Below are 22,885 nucleotides of genomic sequence, written 5' to 3'. Positions count from 1 at the left end.
CGGCCCGGCCACGTGAAGCGCCCGCGCGGCCACTGCCCCGCATCGACGTCAATAGCACTAAACCCCCCCATCACTCACGCCGACTCTCTCAATGCCTGAACGATCTGATTCGCACACGCTTGAGCCGCTGGGCTGAGTCTCTTGCCGTTCACGGTGACAATGCAGATCTGCCGCGTAAGGACTCCTGGGCGTATAGGCAAGACCTGATAATCAGCGTTCTCTTCCTTTGGGACGCATATCGTAGGCAAGATCGCGGCGCCGAGCCCCGCCTCCACCATGCTGATGACCGTTTGATGATGGGTGAGTTCGATTTTGGGCCGATACCGCAGCCCCGCATTTCTAAAGACCAACTCTACAGTGGCCCGCACTGCGGTGTCATGAGATAGTGCCAGTAGATCGATCTGATTCAGCGCCTTCAGCGTGATGTATTTCCGGTTGGTGGTCATGGCGCGAGGCAGGATAGCGACGAACGGGTCATTGACGATCGCTTGGTGATCCAGATCATATGAGTCCTCGTGCAGGGGAGCCACGGCAAAGTCAGTGACACGTTCGCTCAGGTCTCTGTGAATCTGATTGATAGGGCCTTCGTGCAGCTCCAGCGTGATATTCGGATATTTGCTTTTGAATTCGCCCAGAACAGAGGGCAGTTTCAAGCTTGAGATCGACGGGACTGTGCCAATCGATACGTGGCCCCCGCGCAGTTCCGATCTTTCCCCGAGTTCTCGCGAGACTTCCATCAGCTCGCGAACTACCGTCTGGCAGCGCGTGTAAAACAGCTGCCCCTCCGTTGTCATGGCGACTTGGCGCGTCGTGCGATCAAAGAGCGGCACACCCAACTCGGTTTCGAGTTGCTGTATGTGGGTGCTGATCGCAGCAGGCGAGCGATGCAGCTTGATGCCCGCAGCGCTAAAGCTGCGCAGCTCGGCCACGGCAATAAAGCTCTCGATACGGCGTAGATTCATATTTTTTAGAAAAGCTGAATAATTTTTCTAATATTACCGATTATCAAAATCATCGGCGAGTGATTCAATGGTCCGCAAAAGGAGACAAAACATGGCCATTGAATGTAGACCCCTGTCATTCGCCTTGGGCGCCGAAATCCTCGGGCTGGATTTGCGTTCCCCTATCTCGGACAGTGACTGGGAAGGCGTGCACCAGGCGTTCCTGCAATATGGTGTCCTGCTGATTCGAGGCCAGTCTATTACTCGTGAACAGCACATCGGATTCAGCCGCAGGTTCGGCGATCTGGATGAGCACGAGTCCTTGCCCTTGGATCGGAATGCGACGTTCCCAGAGCTGTTGATGGTGACGAATGACCAGAAGCCTGATGGCAGCCCCTCGAACTCCAGATACACAGGGCAGATGTGGCATTCCGACATGTCGTTCACACTGGCCCCAGCGCTTGGGTCGCTTTTGCGTGCAGTCGAGGTTCCGCCCGTAGGAGGGGACACCCTGTTTGCGAACATGTATGTCGCTTATGACGCGCTGTCAGAGCGGATGAAACAGATGATCGAGGGGCTGAACGGCATTCATCACTCTGAACGGAAAAACTCCGGACTATCCACGTCTTGGGAAAAGGAAAATCAGCGTTTGAATCCACCCGTCGCGCAACCCGTCGTGCGCGTGCATCCCGAAACGGGCCGCAAGGCGCTATACATAGGCGAAAAGGTCAAATGCTTCGAGGGCATGACGCCAGAGGAAAGCAGACCGTTGATCGACTTTCTGATCCGTCATGCCACGCGCCCGCATTTTGTGTACCGCCATAACTGGCAGCCGAAAGACCTATTGATCTGGGATAACCGCTGTACAGCGCATCTGGCGCTGGGTGACTATGACCCTCGATACCGGCGGCATTTAGAGCGAACCACCGTATTGGGTACGCCTTCCGGCCATATTGCGCAAATCGAGGCATCGGCATGAGCGCCCCATCCTGTACCCGCAGGGATATCTTGCGCAGCCTCGCCGCTGCGTGCGTACTGGGACCCTCTCTGGCGCGTGCCGCCGACCAGGATGCTTTTCCGAGCAAACCTATACGCATGATCGTACCCTTTGCGCCGGGCGGCTCCACGGACGTCTTGACGCGCTTGATAGGTGCACAATTGTCTGGACGTTTAAAGCAGCCTGTGACCGTAGAGAACCGCACCGGGGCGAGCGGAAATATCGCTGCAGACTATGTGGCCAAATCGCCGCCCGACGGTTATACGTTGGTCATGGGATCCATTGGCACGCATGCCACCAATCCCTTGATCTACCGCGACATGCCCTACGACCCGGTGACAGACTTCGCTCCCATTGCGCTGGCGGGCGAGGTCACTCTGGTCTTGGTCGTTCATCCTGATCTCAAGGTACAAAGCGTCAAGGAACTGGTGCAATTACTGAAGAGCCGTCCAGGCTCGATCAGTTATGCCTCTGGCGGTGTGGGCGCCTCGCAGCATCTCGCCGCCGAACTGTTCAAATACTCGACGCAGACGTCAATGCTGCACGTGCCATACAAAGGCAGCGCGGGCGCATTGGTAGATCTTGTCAGCGGACGAGTCCCTGTCATGTTTGCCGACTTGCCGTTAGTGTTGCCGAACATCCAAAGCGGCGCATTACGCGCACTGGCCGTCTGCGATCCCGTCCGCAACGCCGTCATTCCCGAAGTGATGACCATGCAGCAAGCCGGTGTTGCCGACTACGTTGCAACAGCGTGGTACGCCCTGTTTGCCCCCGCCAAAACGCCCGCAGACCCTCTGCAAATACTGCAGCGTAATGTCTCAGCGATCCTGCATGAGCCCGATACCATCAAATCGATTCAAGACATCGGCGCCAAACCCGGCGATGCCGTGGGCGACAAATTGCGCGCATTCCAGTTGAACGAGATTGCGCGTTGGAAAACCGTCGTCAAGGTCGCAGGCATCAGCATGGACAACTAGCTAGCCTGAGGCCGCCACATCTTCGCAAGCCGATTCCAAGAACAGCCCATAGCGCCATTGAACATCGACAGCGCCATGGGCTCCGCTCTTATCCCAGCTTGACCCGCTGCTCACGCACCTTGGCCAGCGTCTCATTGAACTGCGCCAATCGGCCTTTCTCCTGTGCAACGACCGCCGCTGGCGCACGCTCGACAAAGCTGGCATTACCCAGCTTGCCATTGGCCTTGGCAATTTCACCCTCGAGGCGGGCGATTTCCTTGTCCAAGCGCGCGCGTTCAGCAACAACATCGATTTCCACGTGCAGCATCAGGCGAGCCGTACCCACCACTTGTACCGGCGCCCCGGCATCAGGCAGCGTATCGACCACATCGACCTGACTCAACTTGGCCAGCGCGGCCAAGTACGGTCCATTGCGTGTGAGCGTCGCGGCATCACCTTGAGCCACGAGGGGAACACGCTGAGCAGGCGACAGATTCATTTCGCCACGCAGGGCGCGTACTGCTTCAACCTGAGCTTTCAATTCAGCGACATCTGCCTCGGCTGCCGTGTCAACTGCATCCGGATTGCTGCGGGGGTAGGGCTGAACGCTGACACTGTCGGTCGCGCCGTCTGCGCGTTTGCCTGCCACTACCGACACTTTCTGCCACAGGGCTTCAGTAATGAACGGAATGATCGGATGCGCCAAACGCAGCACGGCCTCGAGCACACGAATCAAGGTGCGGCGCGTGCCCAGTTGCTGAGCAGGCGTGCCGTTCTGGATCTGTACCTTGGCCAACTCCACGTACCAATCGCAGTATTCATCCCAGACATAGCGATAAAGCGCGTTGGCGACGTTGTCGAAACGGTAGTCGGCAAAGCCGCGTTCGACTTCGGCCTCCAGGGCCTGCAATTGGCTGACAATCCAGCGATCGGCAAACGACAGCTCGGCCGTTTGATCGCCGCCTAGATCATGCCCCTCAGTGTTCATCAACACAAAGCGCGTCGCGTTCCACAGTTTGTTGCAGAAATTGCGATAGCCCTCGCAGCGCTTGAGATCGAAATTGATGTTGCGTCCGAGCGTGGCGTAGGCTGCCATCGTGAAGCGCAGCGCGTCCGTGCCAAATGACGGAATGCCATCGGGATACTGGCGGCGCGTTGCTTTCTCGATCGTGCTGGCTTGCTTCGGATTCATCAATCCATAAGTGCGCTTGGCGACCAGGCCATCCAGGTCGATGCCGTCGATCAGATCCACCGGATCGAGCGTATTGCCCTTGGATTTGCTCATCTTCTGGCCGTCGGCATCACGGATCAGGCCATGCACGTACACGTGCTTGAACGGAATCTGGCCCGTCATGTGCGTGGTCAGCATGACCATGCGCGCGACCCAGAAGAAAATAATGTCAAAGCCCGTGACCAGCACACTGGAGGGCAGATAGCGTTGCAGGTCGGGGGTGTTCTCGGGCCAGCCCAGGGTGGTGAAGGGCACCAGGCCCGACGAGAACCACGTATCCAGTACGTCCGGGTCGCGGGTCAACGGGCCCGTCACGCCAGCGGCGCGGGCTTGTTCCTGAGCATCTGCCTCGGAGTGTGCAACGAAAACCTGGCCATCCTCGGCATACCAGGCCGGGATTTGGTGGCCCCACCAGAGCTGGCGTGAAATACACCAGTCCTGGATGTTATTCAGCCATTGGTTGTAGATGGTGGTCCAGTTTTCTGGGTAGAACTTGATCTCTCCATTGGCCACGACATCCAGTGCGACTTCGGTGATGCTCTTGCCCGGATTCAACGTGCCTTCGGGGGCGGGCTTGCTCATCGCCACAAACCACTGGTCGGTCAGCATGGGCTCCAGCACGACACCGGTACGGTCGCCCTTGGGCTGCATCATTTTGTGCGGCTCGACCTTGACCAGGTAGTGTTCGGCTTCGAGCTGAGCCACGACGGCTTTGCGGGCCTCGTAGCGTTCCAGGCCCTGGAACTGTTTCGGGCCGTTTTCATTGATGTGCGCGTCCAGCGTGAAAATCACAATCAGGGGCAGATTGTGGCGCTGCGCGCAGGCATAGTCGTTGAAATCGTGAGCGCCGGTGATCTTGACGCAACCGGTGCCGAATTCCGGATCGACGAAGTCGTCCGCAATGATCGGGATATTTCTATCGCACAGCGGCAGCTCGACCAGCTTGCCAATCAGATGCTGATAGCGGGGATCATCGGGGTGTACGCACAGCGCGCCGTCGGCCAGCATGGTTTCCGGCCGGGTGGTAGCGATCGTCAAGCCGCGCAGCGTGACGGTCTGGCCGTCCTTGTCCACAATAGTCTGCGGACCGTCGACAAACGGATACAAAATGTGCCACATATGGCCGTCGACTTCCTCGGATTGCACCTCGAGGTCGGAGACGGCCGTCAATAGTTTCGGGTCCCAGTTGACCAGGCGCTTGCCGCGATAGATCAGGCCCTGCTGGTACAGACGGACAAAGGTCTCCACCACGCCGCGCGACATGCGGTCGTCCATGGTGAAGTATTCACGGGGCCAGTCGGCGGACGCGCCCAGCCGGCGAACCTGGCTGGTGATGGTGTTGCCGGACTGCTCTTTCCATTCCCAGACTTTCTCGATGAATTTCTCGCGGCCCAGGTCGTGGCGCGAGACTTTTTCGGCGTCCAGGCGGCGTTCCACCACGATCTGGGTGGCAATGCCGGCGTGATCGGTGCCGGGAATAAAGACCGTGTCGTCGCCGCGCATGCGGTGATAGCGCACCAGGCCATCCATGATGGTCTGGTTGAACGCGTGCCCCATGTGCAGCGTGCCTGTTACATTGGGCGGAGGGAACTGGATGACGTAGGGCTGGGAGTCCGTCCCTGTTTTTACGTGTTGGCCTGCCGCGAAATAGCCGCGGCGCTCCCATTCGGTGTACCAGTGGGCTTCGAGCGCTGCGGGCTCAAAGCTTTTGGGCAGGTCGGCGGTATCGGTGTCAGACGGGATCGGGGCAGCGGCTTCGGTCATTACTGGGTTCCGGCAAAAGGCGAGGGCCCGGCCGATTGGTGGCCAAGCAAACCGTTCATTTTAAGATGTATTGCGGTCTTGACGGCGTGTTAGAATGTCGGGTTACTGTAAACCCTACAGAAGTCCCTGTTTTTATTAGGAATTTGGAGTCTCCATGTCCGTCCAACGTACTCTCTCGATCATCAAGCCCGACGCCGTGGCCAAGAACGTCATCGGTCAGATCGTCGCCCGCTTCGAAAACGCTGGCCTGAAAGTCATCGCCGCACGCCTGCAACAACTGTCGCGTGCCGACGCCGAGCGCTTCTATGCCGTGCACAAAGAACGCCCCTTCTTCAAGGACCTGGTTGACTTCATGGTCTCGGGCCCCGTGTTCGTGCAGGTCCTGGAAGGCGCTGACGCCATCCAGAAAAACCGCGACCTGATGGGCGCGACCGATCCCAAGAAAGCCGAGGCCGGCACCATCCGCGCCGATTTCGCTGACAGCATCGACGCCAACGCCGTGCACGGTTCGGATGCTCCCGAAACCGCCGCCGTCGAAGTCGCCTTCTTCTTCCCCGAAATCAACATCCACAGCCGTTGATCTGGGTTAGCATTACCTGAGTACGTCATGGAAACCGCCGAACGCGTCAATCTCCTGGGCCTCGATGCCGCCAAACTGTCCGACCTCGTCGGGCAGTGGGGGGGCAAGCCGTTTCGCGCCCGCCAATTGCAGCGTTGGGTGCATCAGCGTGGGGCTGACTCGTTCGACGCCATGACCGATCTGGCTCGCGAGTTTCGCGGGCAACTGGCAGAGCACTGCCTGATCCAGGCGCCGCCGGTCAATACCGAGCAGCGCTCCTCGGACGGCACACGCAAGTGGCTGTTCGACGTGGGGCAGGGTAACGCCATCGAAACGGTCTTCATCCCCGAAGACGATCGCGGCACGCTGTGCGTGTCCAGCCAGGCAGGCTGCGCGGTCAACTGCCGTTTCTGCTCTACTGGTCACCAGGGCTTTAACCGCAACCTGCAGGCCAGCGAAATCATCGGCCAGCTGTGGTGGGCCAAGCGCATCCTCGAGGCCGACGCCGGTACGGCTCGCCTGGGCGGGGCGCGCAGCGATGACACGCGTGTGATCAGCAACGTCGTCATGATGGGCATGGGCGAGCCCCTGCTCAATTACGACCAGCTGTTGCCTGCGCTGCGTTTGATGCTGGATGACAATGCGTACGGCCTCTCGCGCCGTCGCGTGACCGTGTCCACGTCGGGTGTTGTGCCCATGATGGACCGGTTGGCAAAAGACTGTCCTGTGGCGTTGGCCGTATCGTTGCATGCACCTACGGATGCGTTGCGCGACGAGCTGGTGCCGCTGAACAAAAAATATCCGTTGGCTGAATTGCTGGCTGCGTGCGAACGCTATCTCGCCAGCGCGCCGCGTGATTTCATTACTTTCGAATACTGCATGCTGGATGGTGTGAATGACACCGATCAACATGCCAAGGCGCTCATCCAGGTGGCTCGGCAGATCCGCTGCAAGCTCAACCTGATTCCTTTTAATCCGTTTCCGGCCTCCGGCCTCAAGCGTTCGCCCTCTGCGCGGGTCAAGGTCTTTGCCCAGCGCCTAATGGATGCCGGCATTGTGACGACGGTACGCAAGACGCGTGGCGACGATATCGATGCGGCCTGTGGACAATTGGCGGGCGAGGTTCGCGATCGTACACGTGTCGCCCAGCGTAATGCCGGGCGGACCATACCCATTGCACAGGTGCAGGCATGACGCAGGAGCTCAACGCGGCGGCGCTTTCCAAGGAATCGGCAACTCCGGATCAGCCAGCAAACGCTGGCACGACGGCTACCGTTGGCCAGGCCCTGAAGGACTTGCGCGTCGCAAAGGGCTGGTCTCTCGAGGAGGTTTCGAGCCGCATCAAGTTTGCGCCGCGTCAGATCCAGGCTCTGGAAGGCGAGCAATGGGACAAGTTGCCCAAGGGCGTTTCGCTGCGCGGCTTGGTCCGCAGCTATGCGCGCTTGCTCGATACCGATCCGGCGGCGATCGTTTCCTCAGTGGAAAGCCAGGTCGGGGCACTGAGCTCGCCTGGTTCCGTTCATCGGGTATCGCGTACGATTCCTGTGGCGGTCAGCGCGCACAGTGACCACCGCAACTCCACGCCGTGGGGATGGATACTGGTGATCGTCGTATTGCTGGCAGTGCTGGGCGGCTATGCTTTCTGGCAAGGCTGGCTCCCTGCCGATTGGCTGCCATCCTGGCTGTCCGGTGAAAAACCGTAATTCAATATACGCATGCAAGAGTTGTCTGTGCCCTGCCAAGATGCCCCGCCTCCCGAAGTCGGCGCAGCCTCACGCCGCCCGACGCGCTCGGTTGCCGTGAAATGGGGCGAACGCGTTGTCCACATCGGTGGCCAGGCCCCGGTCGTGGTCCAGTCCATGACGAATACGGATACCGCGGATGCCATTGCGACGGCCATTCAGGTAAAAGAACTGGCGCTCGCCGGGTCGGAAATGGTGCGTATCACGGTCAACACGCCCGAGGCGGCGCGCGAAGTCATCGCCATCCGCGAGCAACTGGACCGTATGGGTGTATCGGTGCCGCTGGTGGGGGACTTCCACTACAACGGCCACAAGCTGTTGACCCAGTTTCCCGACTGCGCGCAAGCCCTGTCAAAGTACCGGATCAACCCCGGCAACATGGGCGGTGGCAAGCGTCGTGACGACAACTTTGCGCAAATGATCGAGGTCGCCTGCCGCCACGATAAACCCGTGCGTATCGGGGTCAACTGGGGCAGTCTCGATCACGAATTGATGGCGCGCAAAATGGACGAAAACAGCCGTCGCGCCCAGCCCTGGGAAGCCCAGGCCGTGATGCGCGATGCGCTCGTCGTGTCCGCGATCAGCAATGCCCAGCGCGCCGAAGAGCTCGGCCTGCGTGGCGATGCCATCATCCTGTCTTGCAAAGTCAGCCACGTACAGGACTTGATCGCCGTGTATCGCGATCTGTCCGCGCGCTGCGATTATCCGTTGCACCTGGGGCTGACCGAGGCCGGCATGGGCAGCAAAGGCATCGTGGCCTCGACGGCTGCGTTGTCCGTCTTGCTGCAACAAGGTATCGGCGACACCATCCGTATTTCGCTGACCCCCGAACCCGGCGGTGATCGTACGCGCGAGGTCGTGGTAGCGCAGGAAATCCTGCAAACCATGAATCTGCGTGCATTCACGCCGATGGTCGTGGCATGCCCAGGGTGTGGACGCACCAGCAGCACTTTTTTTCAAGAACTGGCCGACAGCATTCAGTCTTATTTACGTCGCCAGATGCCGGTGTGGCGCGCCCATTATCCCGGCGTTGAGAGTATGAACGTCGCGGTAATGGGCTGTGTGGTCAATGGCCCCGGTGAAAGCCGCCATGCAGATATCGGGATCAGTTTGCCCGGTACGGGCGAGGTGCCAGCCGCACCGGTGTTCATCGATGGCGAACGTACCGTCACCCTCAAGGGTGACCACATCGCCGAAGAATTCCAGACCATTGTCGAAGACTACGTCGCGCGCCGTTACGGCGCGCAGGCCACTCATTAAAAGTAAGGGCTGAGCCGTCAGGCGGATCGCATGGTGCGATTCGCCGCGGCATGATGAAGATGACGCAAGCGTTTCAGAAAGTCGCCGCAATCCGCGGCATGAATGACGTCCTGCCGGCCGATGGCGCCCGGTGGGAGCAATTCGAAGACATCGTGCGTGGCTGGTTGCGCAGCTATGGCTATCGCAATGTGCGCACGCCTGTGCTCGAGCACACGCGTCTGTTTACGCGCGGCATCGGCGAAGTCACGGACATCGTCGAAAAAGAGATGTACACCTTTACTGATGCGCTGAACGGTGAATCGCTCACCATGCGTCCCGAGATGACCGCTGGCGTGGTGCGTGCCACCATCGAGCACAATTTGCTCTACGACCGGCCGCAACGGGTGTATAGCATCGGCCCGGTATTTCGTCACGAGCGTCCCCAGCGCGGCCGTTATCGCCAGTTTCATCAGATCGACGTTGAGGCGCTGGGCTTTGCCGGTCCGGATGTCGACGCCGAACTCATCATCATGTTGGCACGTCTGTGGAAACAACTGGGGCTAACGGACGTGCGCCTGGAGCTCAATTCCCTGGGGCTGCCTGCCGAACGCGCCGCGCATCGCGCCGCACTGATCGCGCACTTGGAACAACATCGCGACGTGCTCGACGAGGATGGCCTGCGCCGCATGTATAGCAATCCGCTACGCGTCCTGGATACCAAAAATCCAGCCATGCAGGCAATGGCCGACAGCGCGCCCCATTTGTTTGATTTCCTGGGCGAGGAATCGCGCGCGCATTTTGACGGTTTGTGCCAACTGCTGGCGGATGCGGGCATTGAGTACCGTCTCAATCCTCGTCTGGTGCGTGGCCTCGATTACTACAACTCGACCGTTTTCGAATGGGTCACCGACCGTCTGGGCTCTCAGGGTACGGTTTGCGGCGGTGGCCGCTATGACGGGCTGATCGAGTTGCTGGGCGGCAAACCCGCGCCGGCCGTCGGCTTTGCGATTGGCATGGAACGCCTGCTGGACCTCTGGGAACAAAGCGCGCCGGCGGCTGCCACAACAGAATGTGACATTTATGTCGTTCATCAGGGCGAGCCGGCCCAACGCCTGGCGGCGCGGGTGGGCGAGCAATTGCGCGATGCAGGATTTTCGGTCATCGTGCATGCCGGATCGGCCAGCTTCAAGTCGCAATTCAAGCGGGCCGACGCCAGTGGTGCCCGAGTTGCGGTTATTCTTGGCACCGACGAAGTCGCCTCGCAGACTGCCAGCGTCAAATTCCTGCGTGCCGATGCTGCCGACGAGGCGGCTCAGCAGCAAGTCTCGCTGGACCGCTTGGCGGATGTTTTGAAATCCTAGGGTAAGCATGGCATACGATCTCGAAGAACAGGAACAACTCGACGCGCTCAAGGCGTGGTGGTCGCGTTACGGCACGCTGATCATGACTTTACTGACCATCGCTGTGCTCGCATGGGGTGGCTGGTGGGGTTGGAAGGCTTATCAAAGCCATCGTGCCAATCAGGCAATGGGCTACTTCGAAGCCCTCGAAGACGCCGCCCGCTTGGGCAGTACCGATTCCTCGGTACGGATCAAGGCTGCTATCTCGACCTTGCGCGACGATTATGCGGCCACAGGTTATGCCGCCCGTGGGGCACTGGTCGCTGCCCAGGCGCTCGTCCAACAAAAAGACCTCGATGGCGCGCGTCAGCAACTCGAATGGCTGGCATCGCAATCCAAGCATTCGGCGCTGCAACCGGTAGCGCGTGAGCGGCTGGCCGGTCTGCTGCTGGATCAGAAACAGTACGATGCCGCCTTGGCTCAGTTGAACAATCCGCCGGCGGCATTTGCGACGCTCTATGCGGACCGCCGCGGCGACATCTTGGCCGCTCAAGGCAAGCCCGAAGAGGCTCGCAAAGCCTGGCAAGCCGCCCTGGATGGGCTGAGTGCTGCCGATCCTTTGCGTCAAGCCGTGCAACTGAAACTGGACGCTCTCAGCGGAGCATGAACGTATGACTATTTTCCGTTTTCACCGAGCCGCGCGTAGTGCTGCGCTTGTGGCCAGCTTGTTGGTTTTGGCCGGTTGCGCCAGCGATGATGCCCGTTACGAGCCCGCTCCATTGACTGAGTATTCAGCCGGAATGTCGGTGCGCTCGGTGTGGTCGACGTCTATCGGTAGCGGATCGGGTCTGGGATTTGTGCCCGCCGTTGTGGGTGATACGGTCTATGCTGCGACCCCTGATGGCTCCGTTGCCAAGGTCGAGCTGTCGAGCGGAAAAGTCCTCTGGAAAGCCGACGCCGATACCAAGCTCTCCGCCGGTCCGGGCAGCGACGGGTCGACGACGGTCGTGGCCTCTCCGTTGGGCCAAGTTATCGCGTTTGACGACACCGGCAAGGTCAAATGGAAGGCCCAGGCCAGCAGCGACGTCGATATTGCACCGGTCGTCGGATACGGCGCTGTGGTCGTGCGCAGCGGTGATTATCGGATTCAAGCCTACAACATCGAAACAGGCGAGCGCCTCTGGAGCCTGCAACGCCCAGGCCCCGCTCTGGCGCTGCGTAGCACGGCGCAGATGGTCATGGCCGAAGGCCTGGTCATCACCGGCTTGCCGGGCGGCAAATTGCTGGCCATCAACGTCGGCAGCGGCAACGTCCAGTGGGAAGGCACCGTGGCCACGCCGCGCGGCTCCAGCGATCTCGAGCGCCTGACCGACGTCGTCGGATCGCCGCGTTTGGCCGGCCCTCTGCTGTGCGCGGTCGCATACCAAGGCCGTATCGTGTGCTTTAACGTCAGCCAAGGCGGCCGCCCCATGTGGGCCAAGGACTTCTCCAGCGCCAGCGGCATGACGTTGGACAGCCAGTTTGCCTATGCGCCAGACCAGAACAGTGTCATGAACGCCTTTGCGCTCGAGAACGGCAACAATGTCTGGAAGCAGACCGCGCTGAAAAATCGCAAGCTGACCGCGCCTGCCGCGTTGGGCGGGGCGGTGGCAGTGGGCGATCTGGACGGTTATGTGCATTTCCTGTCCAGCAGTGATGGCAGCTTGCTGGCACGACTCTCGGTCGGTGGTGGCGCCATCCTTTCGCCTGTGCAGTCCACGTCTGCCGGCGTGCTGGTGCAAACCGGCAATGGCAATCTTGTGCTGCTTGGCACCAACTAATTTTTTTCTTTTGGCTCAATCGTGTCTTTCAAGCCCGTCGTCGCTCTGGTCGGTCGCCCCAATGTGGGCAAGTCGACCCTGTTCAACCGCCTGACGCGTTCTCGCGCGGCGCTGGTTGCCGATTACTCCGGCTTGACGCGCGATCGCCATTACGGTGAGGGCAGGGTGGGAGACATCCCCTTCATCGCCATTGATACCGGTGGTTTCGAACCCGTCGCGAAAACCGGCATTCTGCGTGAAATGGCGCGGCAGACGAGCCAAGCCATTGCCGAGGCCGATGTGGTGGTGTTCCTCGTCGATGCTCGGGCCGGCGTCAACGCGCACGACCACGAGATTGCCCAATTGCTGCGTAAATCCGGGCAACAGCGCGTGGTGTTGGCAGTCAACAAAGCCGAAGGCATGGGCGTAGGCAACGCTACCAGCGAGTTTCACGAGCTGGGGCTGGGTACGCCTCATCCCATCTCGGCGGCTCATGGTGACGGAATCGTCGATCTGATCGAGTTGGCATTGCGGGATCTGGTCGAGCCCGAGCCCGAAGCCGCTGAAACGGCCGATGGGGAATTGCCACCCGATCATCGCATCAAGCTCGCCATTGTCGGCCGGCCAAACGTGGGCAAATCCACCTTGATCAACACGTTGATGGGTGAAGACCGCGTCATCGCGTTCGATATGCCAGGTACGACACGCGATGCGATCGAGATCGACTTCGAGCGTGACGGCCGTAAATACACCTTGATCGATACCGCTGGCTTGCGCCGCCGTGGCAAGGTCTTCGAAGCCGTAGAAAAATTCTCTGTCATCAAGACGCTGCAGGCCATTGAGGCCAGCAATGTGGTGCTCTTGGTATTGGACGCCCAGACCGAGGTTTCAGAGCAAGACGCGCACATTGCCGGTTTTGTGCTGGAAACGGGCCGTGCGGTCGTCGTGGCGATCAACAAGTGGGATGGCCTGGACATCGATCAGCGTGAACGTATTGAGCGCGAGTACAACCGCAAGCTGCGATTCTTGTCCTTTGCGCCGACGCACACCATTTCTGCCCTGAAAGGCCAGGGCATCAAGCCCTTGCTCAAATCCGTGGTGGGCGCACATGCCGCGGCGTTTGCAAAGCTGTCGACGCCCAAGCTCACGCGCGAGTTGCAGGCCGCCGTGGAACAACAGCCACCTCCACGCAAGGGTATTTTCCGTCCCAAGATGCGCTATGCCCACCAAGGTGGACAAAATCCCCCGTTGGTGGTGATCCACGGCAACGCACTCGATGCCATTCCGGATTCCTATCGCCGCTATCTGGAAACCCGCTTTCGCGAGGCGTTCAAACTCGCAGGCACACCGCTGCGCATCGAATTCAAATCCTCGCACAATCCTTACACGCAGGAAAATTGAGCATGAGTCGCTTCTGGAGTTCTGTCGTCGGCGAACTCAGTCCGTATGTGCCGGGCGAGCAGCCCAAGTTACAAGATCTGGTCAAGCTCAATACGAATGAGCATCCGCTAGGGCCGTCACCCAAGGCGCTGCAGGCCATGCAAGCCGCTTGCAACGACAGCCTGAAGCTCTATCCAGATCCAGGTTCGGAACGACTGCGCCGCGCTGTTGCGGCTCGTCATCAGGTGCAGCCCGACCAGGTCTTCGTAGGCAATGGGTCCGATGAAATCCTGGCGCACACCTTTCAGGCCTTGCTTAAACATGACGGCCCGCTGTTATTTCCAGATATCACGTACAGCTTTTATCCCGTGTATTGCGGGCTGTACCAGATCGCCTATCAGGCTGTACCGCTAAAAGCTGATTTCAGCATCGACGTGCAGGACTACTTGCCATCGGCAGGGCGGCAGGCGGGCGGGATCATTTTCCCGAATCCGAATGCCCCGACTGGCCGGGCGCTGCCGCTGTCGGACATCGAGCGTATCGTTGCGGCCAACCCCGATATCGTCGTCGTCATCGACGAGGCTTATGTCGATTTCGGTGCGGAATCTGCTGCAAGCCTTATTTCTCGTTATGAGAACCTGCTGGTTATCCAGACCTTGTCCAAATCCCGTTCGCTGGCGGGGCTGCGGGTGGGTTATGCAATGGGCAGCCGCGTGCTGATCGATGCACTCGAGCGGGTCAAAAACAGCTTCAATTCCTATCCGATCGATCGTCTCGCCGAGGCGGGCGCCGTGGCCTCAATCGAAGACACGGACTATTTCGAGCAGGCGTGCCAATTCGTGATTGCCACGCGCAAGGACTTGGTCAGTCAGTTACAGACGCTGGGATTCGAAGTTCTGCCGTCGGCGGCTAATTTCGTGTTTGCCCGTCATCCTGGACACGATGGCGCCGCCCTGGCGGCGGCATTGCGTGAGCGCAGTATTATTGTGCGTCACTTTAAACAGACCCGCATCGATCAGTTTTTACGTATTACCGTTGGAACTGAGTCGCAATGCGCGCGTCTGATAGAAACCCTCAAGGCCATTTTGGCGTGAGGATCGGGGCGAGGCGACTTGCCCCGGCATTAATAAGTCAGACACCTTATGAAAGAATTTGCTCTGCAAGGCAAGTGGCACGGCCCCGGAAAACCTTGTAGAGTACACATTTCGGCGTCTGCCACCACTCAAAACAAACAAATGGAGCCTGGCCAATGAGCAATAAAGGGCAAACTCTGCAAGATCCGTTTTTAAACACGCTGCGCAAAGAACACGTACCTGTGTCGATCTATCTGGTAAACGGTATCAAGCTTCAAGGGCAAATTGAGTCGTTCGACCAATATGTCGTCTTGCTGCGCAACACCGTGACGCAAATGGTGTACAAGCACGCCATTTCCACCGTCGTTCCCGCTCGCGCTGTCAACTTTCAGGTGGATGTTCCCGCTGAATAATCGTCAAGCTCCAGCTGTACCTTTTTTTGCCCGCCGCACGGATCGTGTCGGCGGGCATTTTCGCTGTGGTGGGGAACGTTTTTCTCTCGCCCAGCATGCGTCCTCCGGCGTGTCACCCGGTACTATCATTAAAAATGCGCCTATTTGGTGCATCGAACTGCAAGCGCAGCGTAGGGGGTAATGTATGCGTGCGCTAATCATCAGCGTTGACTTGGGTAATCCCGATTTCGTCGCGCATGCCGAAGAATTCGCCATGCTCGCGAGTGGTGCGGGCGCCGAGATCGTCGGCACCGTCACGTCGCGGCGCGATCGGCCCGACGCCAAATTTTTTATCGGCTCCGGCAAGGTCCAAGAGGCCGTTGCGACGGCGGGCGCTTTGTTAGCGGACATCGTGCTGTTCGATCAGCCGTTATCTCCGGCACAACAACGTAACCTCGAGCGTGAATTCAATTTACGAGTCGTCGACCGAGTCGCGCTTATTCTGGATATTTTTGCGCTGCGCGCCAAAAGCCACGAAGGCAAGCTGCAGGTCGAGTTGGCGCAGTTACAGCATCTGGTCACGCGCTTGACGCGGATGTGGACTCACTTGGAACGTCAGCGCGGCGGTATCGGCATGCGCGGGCCAGGCGAGTCGCAGCTCGAAATGGACCGCCGCATGATCGGCGCCAAAGTCAAAATGCTGCGAGAGCGGCTTGACCGCGTCGAACGTCAGCGGGTGACGCAGCGCCGCGCCCGGGCGCGGGGCGGGGCACTTTCCGTCTCGTTGGTGGGCTATACCAACGCCGGCAAATCCACGCTCTTCAATGCCCTGACGCGAGCAGGGGCCTACGCCGCTGACCAATTGTTCGCTACGCTTGATACCACCACCCGCCGCATCTGGATCGAAGGCACCGGGTCGGTGGTGTTGTCCGATACGGTCGGATTCATTCGCGATTTGCCGCCGAATCTGATTGCCGCCTTCCGGGCAACGCTAGAGGAAACCATCCACGCCGACGTCTTGCTGCATGTCGTGGATGCGGCCAGTCCGCAGCGTGATGAGCAGATCGCCGAGGTCAATAAAGTCCTGAATGAAATCGGCGCGGGGTCCATTCCCACCATCCTGGTGCACAACAAGATTGATCGGGCAGGCCTCGAGCCGAGGATCGAGCGCGATGCCCGTGGTACGATTGCGCGAGTGTTCGTAAGCGCTACCGAGCGCGCCGGTCTGGAAGCGTTGCGCGGGGCAATTGCGGAGATCGGTCAGATCGTGGGAAACAATGCCTCGAATTACCAAACTATTCAATCTGAATGACCCAGGCTGGGGTCGTGGCAACAACAATGGCTCCGAGCCGCCCAAAAAGCCAAAGGGCAACGGAGACAGTCCGCCAGACCTCGACGAGGTCTGGCGCGACTTCAACAACCGGGTCGGGTCCTTGTTCGGCCGCAAAGGCGGCGGGGGCAATCGTCCCGGCGGGGGCCGCGGCGGCATCACCCCGCCGTCTCCACGGGGAGCCAAGGTCGGCCTGAGCATCGTCGCGGGGGTCGCGGTGCTGCTGTGGTTGGCCAGCGGCTTCTATATCGTCCAAGAAGGCCAGGTCGCCGTTGTCACCCAGTTCGGCAAGTACAAGAGCACGGCGCCCGCCGGGTTCCAGTGGCGCTTACCGTATCCCATTCAGAGCGCCGAGACGGTCAATATTTCCCAGCTTCGTACTTTTGAGGTGGGATTCCGCGGCGGTTCGCGCAACAAAGTGTTGCCCGAGGCCCTGATGCTGACCACTGACGAAAATATCGTCGACATGCAATTCGTGGTGCAGTATCGCCTGCGTGCCGATGGCGCGCCCGATTATCTGTTCAAAATGCGTGACCCGGACGACTCGGTGCGTCAGGCCTCCGAAACCGCGATGCGCGAGATCGTGGGCAAAAAGCCCATGGATTTCGTCCTGTACGAGGGGCGTACCGAGGTGGCTGTCGAGGTCCAGAACCTAATGCAGCAGATTCTCGATCGTTATCAGTCCGGTATCCAGATCAGCACCGTGGCCATCCAGAACGTACAGCCGCCCGAGCAGGTGCAGGCAGCGTTCGATGATGCGGTCAAGGCCGGCCAGGACCGCGAGCGTCAAATCAACGAAGGTCAGGCCTATGCCAACCAGGTGATTCCGCTGGCGGGTGGTCAGGCTTCTCGTATGCTCGAGCAGGCCGAGGGTTATCGTGCCAAGGTCATCGGCGATGCGCGTGGTGACGCCTCGCGCTTTACCAGCATTTTGGCCGAGTACCAAAAGGCGCCCAAGATCATGCGTGAACGCATGTATCTGGAAACCATGCAGCAGATCTTCTCGCGCGCCAGCAAGGTCATGGTCGATACCAAAAACGGCAACAACATGCTGTATTTGCCCATCGACAAGATCATCCAGCAAACGGCTCGCGACGCGTCGAGCCAACAGCAGCCGACTGCTTTGCCTGGCGCCAGCCAGCCCAGCGTTCCTCAGCCGCCGGCGCGCAGCACCGGCTCAGCAAGTTCGTCCGGCAATCCGGGTAGCAACACTGGCAGCGGCAACAACACGCTGTCTCGCGATCGTCTGACGCGCTAATCCGGAGGAGCCCAAGATCATGCAACGTTTAATGCCTATCCTGGTCGGCCTCGTATTGGTGCTGGCCGCCTTGTCCTCTTGCGTGTTTGTCGTGCGCGAGCGCGATTACGCTTTGGTGTTCTCACTCGGTGAGGTGCGTACCGTCATCAGCGAGCCGGGCCTTTATTTCAAGGCACCTCCGCCGTTCCAGAACGTCGTGACGCTCGACAAGCGCATCTTGACGATCGAGTCCGACGATGCCGAGCGTATCCAGACGTCTGAGAAGAAAAACCTGCTCATCGACTCGTACGTGAAATGGCGCATTGCCGATCCGCGTCTGTACTACGTGACGTTCGGCGGTAACGAGCGTGCCGCGCAAGAACGCCTGCAGGCTCAGATTCGCGATGCACTCAACGCTTCGGTCAACGTCCGTACCGTCAAAGAAGTCGTGTCGGCCGAGCGTGACAAAATCATGAGCGAGATCCTCACGACGGTGGCCAAGCGCGCCGAGCCGCTGGGTGTGCAAGTCGTCGACGTGCGACTGCGCCGTATCGAGTTCGCACCCGAAATCTCCGAATCCGTCTATCGCCGGATGGAGGCTGAGCGGACTCGCGTCGCCAACGAGCTGCGCTCCATCGGTGCTGCCGAAAGCGAAAAAATCCGCGCCGAGGCGGACCGTCAGCGCGAAGTCATCCTGGCTGAGGCCTATGCCAAATCCCAGACAGTCATGGGTGAGGGTGATGCCGAGGCTAGCGGCCTATACGCTGCCGCGTTTGGCAAAGACCCCGACTTCTATACTTTCTACAAGAGTCTAGAGGCCTATCGTCAGTCGTTCTCGAAATCGAGCGACCTGCTGGTGGTGGACCCCAGTTCGGAATACTTCCAGTTCATGAAGAGCTCCACGGGCAAGGCCGCTCCGGCGAACTGACCCGGCTGCTTTTCGGAAAATACGCGGTAACGGTAACAGGGCAAAAGGGAAACACGCAGGCTGCCATCAGGCGCCTGCACAAACCCTCAAACCATGTACAATACCGCGTAAGCTAGAAACAATCCTCAGGCGGCTGAGTGGGCTTACGCCCTCTCAGCCGCTTTTGTTTTGGGCGTCGTTCACGCATTTCTTCAAGAGTCTTCAGGTAAATACTCATGGGTAACTGGTTGCTGCCCGAAAGCCTTGCCGACGTACTTCCGGCCGAGGCTCGGCGCATCGAGGAACTACGTCGCGAACTGCTCGATCTTTACCGTAGCTACGGTTTCGAGCTGGTCGCGCCGCCCCTGGTCGAATACATCGATTCATTGCTCTCCGGTACCGGCAGCGATCTGGATCTGCGCACCTGCAAACTGGTCGATCAACTGTCTGGCCGTACCCTGGGGGTGCGGGCCGACATGACGCCCCAGGTGACGCGCATCGATGCGCATTTGCTCAATCGTGCGGCTGTGACCCGGCTCTGTTATTGCGGCAGCGTCCTGCATGCCCGGCCGGCGGACTTGCTGTCCAGCCGCGAGCTGCTGCAGATCGGCGCCGAAATCTACGGTCATGCCGGTTTTGAGGCGGATCTCGAAATCATTTCGCTCGTCCTGGATACCGTCGCGACGGCAGGTGTCCGTCAGCCGCGCCTGGACCTCTGTCATCCCGGCGTCGTCCGGGCTCTGCTGGAGGCCGACCCGGCAGCTACGGCTCGCGCTCAGGACATCGTCCTGCTGCTGCGCGAAAAAGACATCCCCGGACTGGCGGACTTGGCCCAACAGGCGAGCGGCATTCGGGCCGACACCATCGTTGCCTTGCAGCGGCTGGCGGGTTTGTACGGCGGTCCAGAGGTTATCGAACAGGCTCGGCGCGATTTGCCACTGTTGCCGGGCGTGGCGACGGCCCTCGATGCCTTGCAAAACATCATTGACGCCATCCCTGATGTGGCTTTAGGGGTGGATCTGGCTGATATCGGCGGCTATGGCTATCACTCGGGTGTCACCTTTGCGCTGTACGCAGAGGGGTGGCACGATGCATTGGTGAGTGGTGGCCGTTACGACGATGTGAGCCGTGCCTTTGGCCGGGCGCGCCCGGCGACAGGCTTTAGCCTGGACTTGCGCAAACTGGCGCGTGGCTTGCCTCCCGCAGATCGTGCGCGTGCTGTGCTCGCGCCTTGGGGGCAGGATTCCGCGCTAGTGGCGGCAGTGCGGCAACTACGCCGGTCCGGCGAGATTGTCGTACAAGTATTGCCCGGCCATGAGCAAAGCCAGGACGAATTCATCTGTGACCGTGAGCTGACGTTGCAAGACGGCGCTTGGGTGGTTCGAACGCTGTAAAACTGACTCCCTCTTGTCTGCAAGAGGGCCGCAGGGGGATTTCCGGATTTCCCGAGAAACTCGATATCGATTCGTACAATGAGCAAGAACGTAGTGGTTATCGGCACCCAATGGGGTGACGAAGGCAAAGGCAAAATCGTCGATTGGCTGGCGGAATCCGTCGCAGGCGTGGTGCGCTTCCAAGGCGGTCACAACGCCGGCCATACGCTGTGGATCAATGGCAAGAAAACCATCTTGCGCCTGATCCCTTCGGGCATCATGCATCCTGGTGTGACCTGCTTCATCGGCAACGGCGTAGTGCTGTCGCCTGAGGCGCTCCTCAAGGAAATCGAAGAGCTCGAAGCTGCCGGTCTGGATGTGCGCTCGCGCTTGCAGATCTCCGAAATCTGCCCGCTGATCCTGCCGTACCACATCGCTGTGGACCAGGCGCGCGAAGCCCGCAAAGGCGACGGCAAGATCGGGACCACCGGTCGTGGTATCGGCCCGGCCTACGAAGATAAGATCGCTCGCCGCGCGCTGCGTGTGCAGGATCTCTTCAATCCCTCGCTGTTCGACGAAAAACTCGCCGAGCTGCTGGATTACCACAACTTCGTGTTGACCAAATACCTCGGCGCCGAGGCCGTGTCGGCCGCGCAGGTGCGTGATCAAGCCATGGCTTTGGCTCCCGCTATCGCGCCCATGGTGAAAGACGTTTCCAGCAATTTGTATGCCTTGCAACAAGCCGGTCAGCGTCTGCTGTTCGAGGGCGCACAAGGCGCGCTGCTGGACGTGGATCATGGCACCTATCCGTTCGTGACCAGCAGCAACTGCCTGGCGGGCGCGGCCTCGGCCGGCGCTGGCGTGGGCCCGCAATCGCTCGACTACGTGCTGGGGATCACCAAGGCCTATACCACCCGCGTGGGTTCTGGCCCGTTCCCGACCGAACTGGTCGACGAAGTCGGCACGCGTCTGGCTACCATCGGCAAGGAATTCGGTTCGGTGACTGGCCGTCCCCGCCGTTGCGGCTGGTTTGACGGCGCAGCGCTGAAACGTTCGGTGCGTTTGAATGGCATCACCGGCCTGTGCATCACCAAGCTCGACGTGCTCGACGGCCTGGAAAAAATCCAATTGGGCGTCGGCTATCGCGTCAATGGCGAATTCCGTGACGTGCTGCCCTACGGTGCCCATGCAGTGGCCCAAGCCGAAGCCGTCCTCGAGGAACTGCCTGGCTGGACCGAGTCCACCGTCGGCATCACCGAATACGACAAGCTGCCGGCGGCAGCGCGCCGCTACCTGGAGCGCGTCTCCGAAGTCTGCGGTGTGCCGATCGACCTCGTGTCCACCGGTCCGGACCGTAACGAAACCATCGTGCTGCGTCACCCCCTCAAGGGTTGATACGCAGTCAATAAAGCGCGGCAGGCCTCTGAAGCATGCCGCGCAAATCCGATTTCAGGTCAGGCACCAGTCGGGTTATGATTCCAAGCCGCCGTCGGCTATCGTCGATCGCGGCTTTTTTGCATTCCTAGGAGACCTTTTCCATGAGCACACCTGTCGACGATGATAGCCACGTGTGGGTGACTTGGGAGAAATACAACCGTCTGATCGAACGCCTGACGTTGCAGGTGTATCAGTCTGGTTGGGAGTTCGACCTGATTCTATGCCTGGCGCGCGGCGGCGTGCGGGTGGGCGACGTGATGTCGCGTATTTTCGATGTGCCGCTGGGTATCCTGGCAACCAGCAGCTACCGCGAGGCTGCCGGCACCAAGCAAGGCGAGCTGGATATCGCCAAGTTCATCACCATCACGCGTGGCGCGCCGGCAGGGCGCGTGTTGCTGGTGGACGATATGGTGGATACGGGTCTGACGTTCAACCGGGTGCGCGAGCATCTGCAGGAGCAATTCCCGGCGATTACCGAATTGCGCAGCGCGGTATTATGGTGGAAGGGGCATTCCAAGGCGATTCCCGACTACTACGTGGACAAACTGCCCACCAATCCCTGGATTCACCAGCCCTTCGAGGACTACGACAGTTTGCGTCCGCATCAGCTCGAAGCCTGGATCCGCAAGGGGTCGACGTCCACCTGAGGCTCGATCGGGCAGGGCAGTTTCCCTGCTGGATCGCCCCGTGGCTATGGGTGAGTGTTGTATTGAGGTTTGGTGCGAGTAGTATCAAAATACTCAAACCGTGTTAGAATCTCGGGTTATCGCTAAACCCCATAGGGGGGTGCCAGGGTGCACGGGCGTGGTTTATTGCAGTTTTTTGCTTAGCGGGCTTTGTCACTAGAGGCTGCCGGGCTCAAAAAACGAGCCTGAATAGGGCAGAGACCTATCAACAAACCATGCCAGGCTTGCAGTCAGCGCGCCCTGTGTTTTCAACTTTTTTGTTACCCCAAGCAGGCCTACTACTTTTATGCCTATTGTCCGACTGAAGGAAAACGAGCCGTTCGAAGCCGCCCTGCGCCGCTTCAAGCGCACTATCGAAAAGACCGGTTTGCTCACCGAGCTGCGTTCGCGCGAGTTCTACGAGAAACCCACGGCTGAGCGCAAGCGTAAGCACGCCGCCGCGGTCAAGCGCCACTACAAGCGGATTCGTAGCCAGCAACTGCCTCCCCGCATGTATTGATTT

At 59.7% G+C, this 22,885-nt stretch carries 21 protein-coding genes; 19 read left to right on the top strand and 2 right to left on the bottom strand.

Annotated features, from left to right (window positions below):
• Positions 1-74 precede the first annotated feature (74 nt).
• Positions 75-962 carry a LysR family transcriptional regulator gene (locus ACYVI2_RS04010; RefSeq protein WP_415821259.1) on the bottom strand — a complete coding sequence of 296 codons (888 nt, stop codon included), beginning with the start codon at positions 960-962 and terminating at the stop codon, positions 75-77.
• A 91-nt stretch (positions 963-1,053) separates the two neighbouring features.
• Between ACYVI2_RS04010 and ACYVI2_RS04005 the strand changes: the two genes are divergently transcribed.
• Entirely contained in the window at positions 1,054-1,920 is an 867-nt protein-coding gene (locus ACYVI2_RS04005) for a TauD/TfdA dioxygenase family protein (protein WP_415821258.1), read from the top strand.
• Complete coding sequence (locus tag ACYVI2_RS04000; protein WP_415821257.1) at positions 1,917-2,915, top strand: Bug family tripartite tricarboxylate transporter substrate binding protein; 999 nt, start codon at positions 1,917-1,919, stop codon at positions 2,913-2,915. The genes ACYVI2_RS04005 and ACYVI2_RS04000 overlap by 4 nt, the downstream gene beginning before the upstream one ends.
• Before the next feature lie 88 nt (positions 2,916-3,003).
• Here ACYVI2_RS04000 and ACYVI2_RS03995 read toward each other — a convergent pair whose 3' ends face one another.
• On the bottom strand, positions 3,004-5,889 hold the full coding sequence (locus ACYVI2_RS03995) for a valine--tRNA ligase (protein WP_415821256.1): 2,886 nt from the start codon (positions 5,887-5,889) through the stop codon (positions 3,004-3,006).
• 154 nt (positions 5,890-6,043) lie between these two features.
• On the opposite strand from ACYVI2_RS03995, the gene ndk reads away from it, so the two are divergent.
• The 17 genes from ndk to rpsU all read left to right on the top strand — a co-directional run bounded on the left by ndk (position 6,044) and on the right by rpsU (position 22,882).
• Positions 6,044-6,469, top strand: coding sequence for a nucleoside-diphosphate kinase (gene ndk, locus ACYVI2_RS03990; protein ID WP_415821254.1), 426 nt, complete (start codon positions 6,044-6,046; stop codon positions 6,467-6,469).
• Between the two features lie 27 nt (positions 6,470-6,496).
• Positions 6,497-7,642 (top strand): dual-specificity RNA methyltransferase RlmN, encoded by a 1,146-nt coding sequence (gene rlmN, locus ACYVI2_RS03985; RefSeq protein WP_415821252.1) that lies wholly within the window; start codon positions 6,497-6,499, stop codon positions 7,640-7,642.
• Positions 7,639-8,151 carry a helix-turn-helix domain-containing protein gene (locus tag ACYVI2_RS03980; protein WP_415821250.1) on the top strand — a complete coding sequence of 171 codons (513 nt, stop codon included), beginning with the start codon at positions 7,639-7,641 and terminating at the stop codon, positions 8,149-8,151. The genes rlmN and ACYVI2_RS03980 overlap by 4 nt, the downstream gene beginning before the upstream one ends.
• 12 nt (positions 8,152-8,163) lie before the next feature.
• Positions 8,164-9,450, top strand: a complete 1,287-nt coding sequence (ispG, locus tag ACYVI2_RS03975; RefSeq protein ID WP_460490267.1) for a flavodoxin/ferredoxin-dependent (E)-4-hydroxy-3-methylbut-2-enyl-diphosphate synthase — start codon at positions 8,164-8,166, stop codon at positions 9,448-9,450.
• Positions 9,451-9,509: 59 nt separating this feature from the next.
• Positions 9,510-10,790: a histidine--tRNA ligase gene (hisS, locus tag ACYVI2_RS03970; RefSeq protein ID WP_415821278.1), complete on the top strand. Its 1,281-nt coding sequence runs from the start codon at positions 9,510-9,512 to the stop codon at positions 10,788-10,790.
• Between the two features lie 7 nt (positions 10,791-10,797).
• Positions 10,798-11,436: a YfgM family protein gene (locus ACYVI2_RS03965; RefSeq protein WP_415821249.1), complete on the top strand. Its 639-nt coding sequence runs from the start codon at positions 10,798-10,800 to the stop codon at positions 11,434-11,436.
• 4 nt (positions 11,437-11,440) lie between these two features.
• Positions 11,441-12,589 (top strand): outer membrane protein assembly factor BamB, encoded by a 1,149-nt coding sequence (gene bamB, locus ACYVI2_RS03960; protein ID WP_415821248.1) that lies wholly within the window; start codon positions 11,441-11,443, stop codon positions 12,587-12,589.
• A gap of 21 nt (positions 12,590-12,610) precedes the next feature.
• A complete protein-coding gene (der, locus tag ACYVI2_RS03955; protein WP_415821247.1) occupies positions 12,611-13,969 on the top strand; it encodes a ribosome biogenesis GTPase Der in 1,359 nt (452 codons plus the stop codon).
• A gap of 2 nt (positions 13,970-13,971) precedes the next feature.
• Positions 13,972-15,042, top strand: a complete 1,071-nt coding sequence (hisC, locus tag ACYVI2_RS03950) for a histidinol-phosphate transaminase (RefSeq protein WP_415821246.1) — start codon at positions 13,972-13,974, stop codon at positions 15,040-15,042.
• Positions 15,043-15,197: 155 nt separating this feature from the next.
• Complete coding sequence (gene hfq, locus ACYVI2_RS03945) at positions 15,198-15,434, top strand: RNA chaperone Hfq (protein ID WP_012248943.1); 237 nt, start codon at positions 15,198-15,200, stop codon at positions 15,432-15,434.
• A gap of 184 nt (positions 15,435-15,618) precedes the next feature.
• Positions 15,619-16,725 carry a GTPase HflX gene (gene hflX, locus ACYVI2_RS03940; protein WP_415821245.1) on the top strand — a complete coding sequence of 369 codons (1,107 nt, stop codon included), beginning with the start codon at positions 15,619-15,621 and terminating at the stop codon, positions 16,723-16,725.
• Entirely contained in the window at positions 16,691-18,001 is a 1,311-nt protein-coding gene (hflK, locus tag ACYVI2_RS03935) for a protease modulator HflK (RefSeq protein WP_460490266.1), read from the top strand. Before hflX ends, hflK begins: the two co-directional genes overlap by 35 nt.
• Before the next feature lie 19 nt (positions 18,002-18,020).
• Positions 18,021-18,908 (top strand): protease modulator HflC, encoded by an 888-nt coding sequence (gene hflC, locus ACYVI2_RS03930; RefSeq protein ID WP_415821243.1) that lies wholly within the window; start codon positions 18,021-18,023, stop codon positions 18,906-18,908.
• Positions 18,909-19,123: 215 nt separating this feature from the next.
• Positions 19,124-20,281 carry an ATP phosphoribosyltransferase regulatory subunit gene (locus ACYVI2_RS03925; RefSeq protein ID WP_415821241.1) on the top strand — a complete coding sequence of 386 codons (1,158 nt, stop codon included), beginning with the start codon at positions 19,124-19,126 and terminating at the stop codon, positions 20,279-20,281.
• A 78-nt stretch (positions 20,282-20,359) separates the two neighbouring features.
• Complete coding sequence (locus tag ACYVI2_RS03920) at positions 20,360-21,655, top strand: adenylosuccinate synthase (RefSeq protein ID WP_415821240.1); 1,296 nt, start codon at positions 20,360-20,362, stop codon at positions 21,653-21,655.
• Between the two features lie 143 nt (positions 21,656-21,798).
• On the top strand, positions 21,799-22,344 hold the full coding sequence (locus ACYVI2_RS03915; RefSeq protein WP_415806506.1) for a phosphoribosyltransferase: 546 nt from the start codon (positions 21,799-21,801) through the stop codon (positions 22,342-22,344).
• 325 nt (positions 22,345-22,669) lie between these two features.
• A complete protein-coding gene (gene rpsU / locus ACYVI2_RS03910; protein ID WP_012417992.1) occupies positions 22,670-22,882 on the top strand; it encodes a 30S ribosomal protein S21 in 213 nt (70 codons plus the stop codon).
• Positions 22,883-22,885 lie beyond the last annotated feature (3 nt).

It is taken from the genome of Bordetella tumbae, from assembly GCF_054780995.1.
This window is presented reverse-complemented; position numbering and strand designations above follow the sequence as displayed.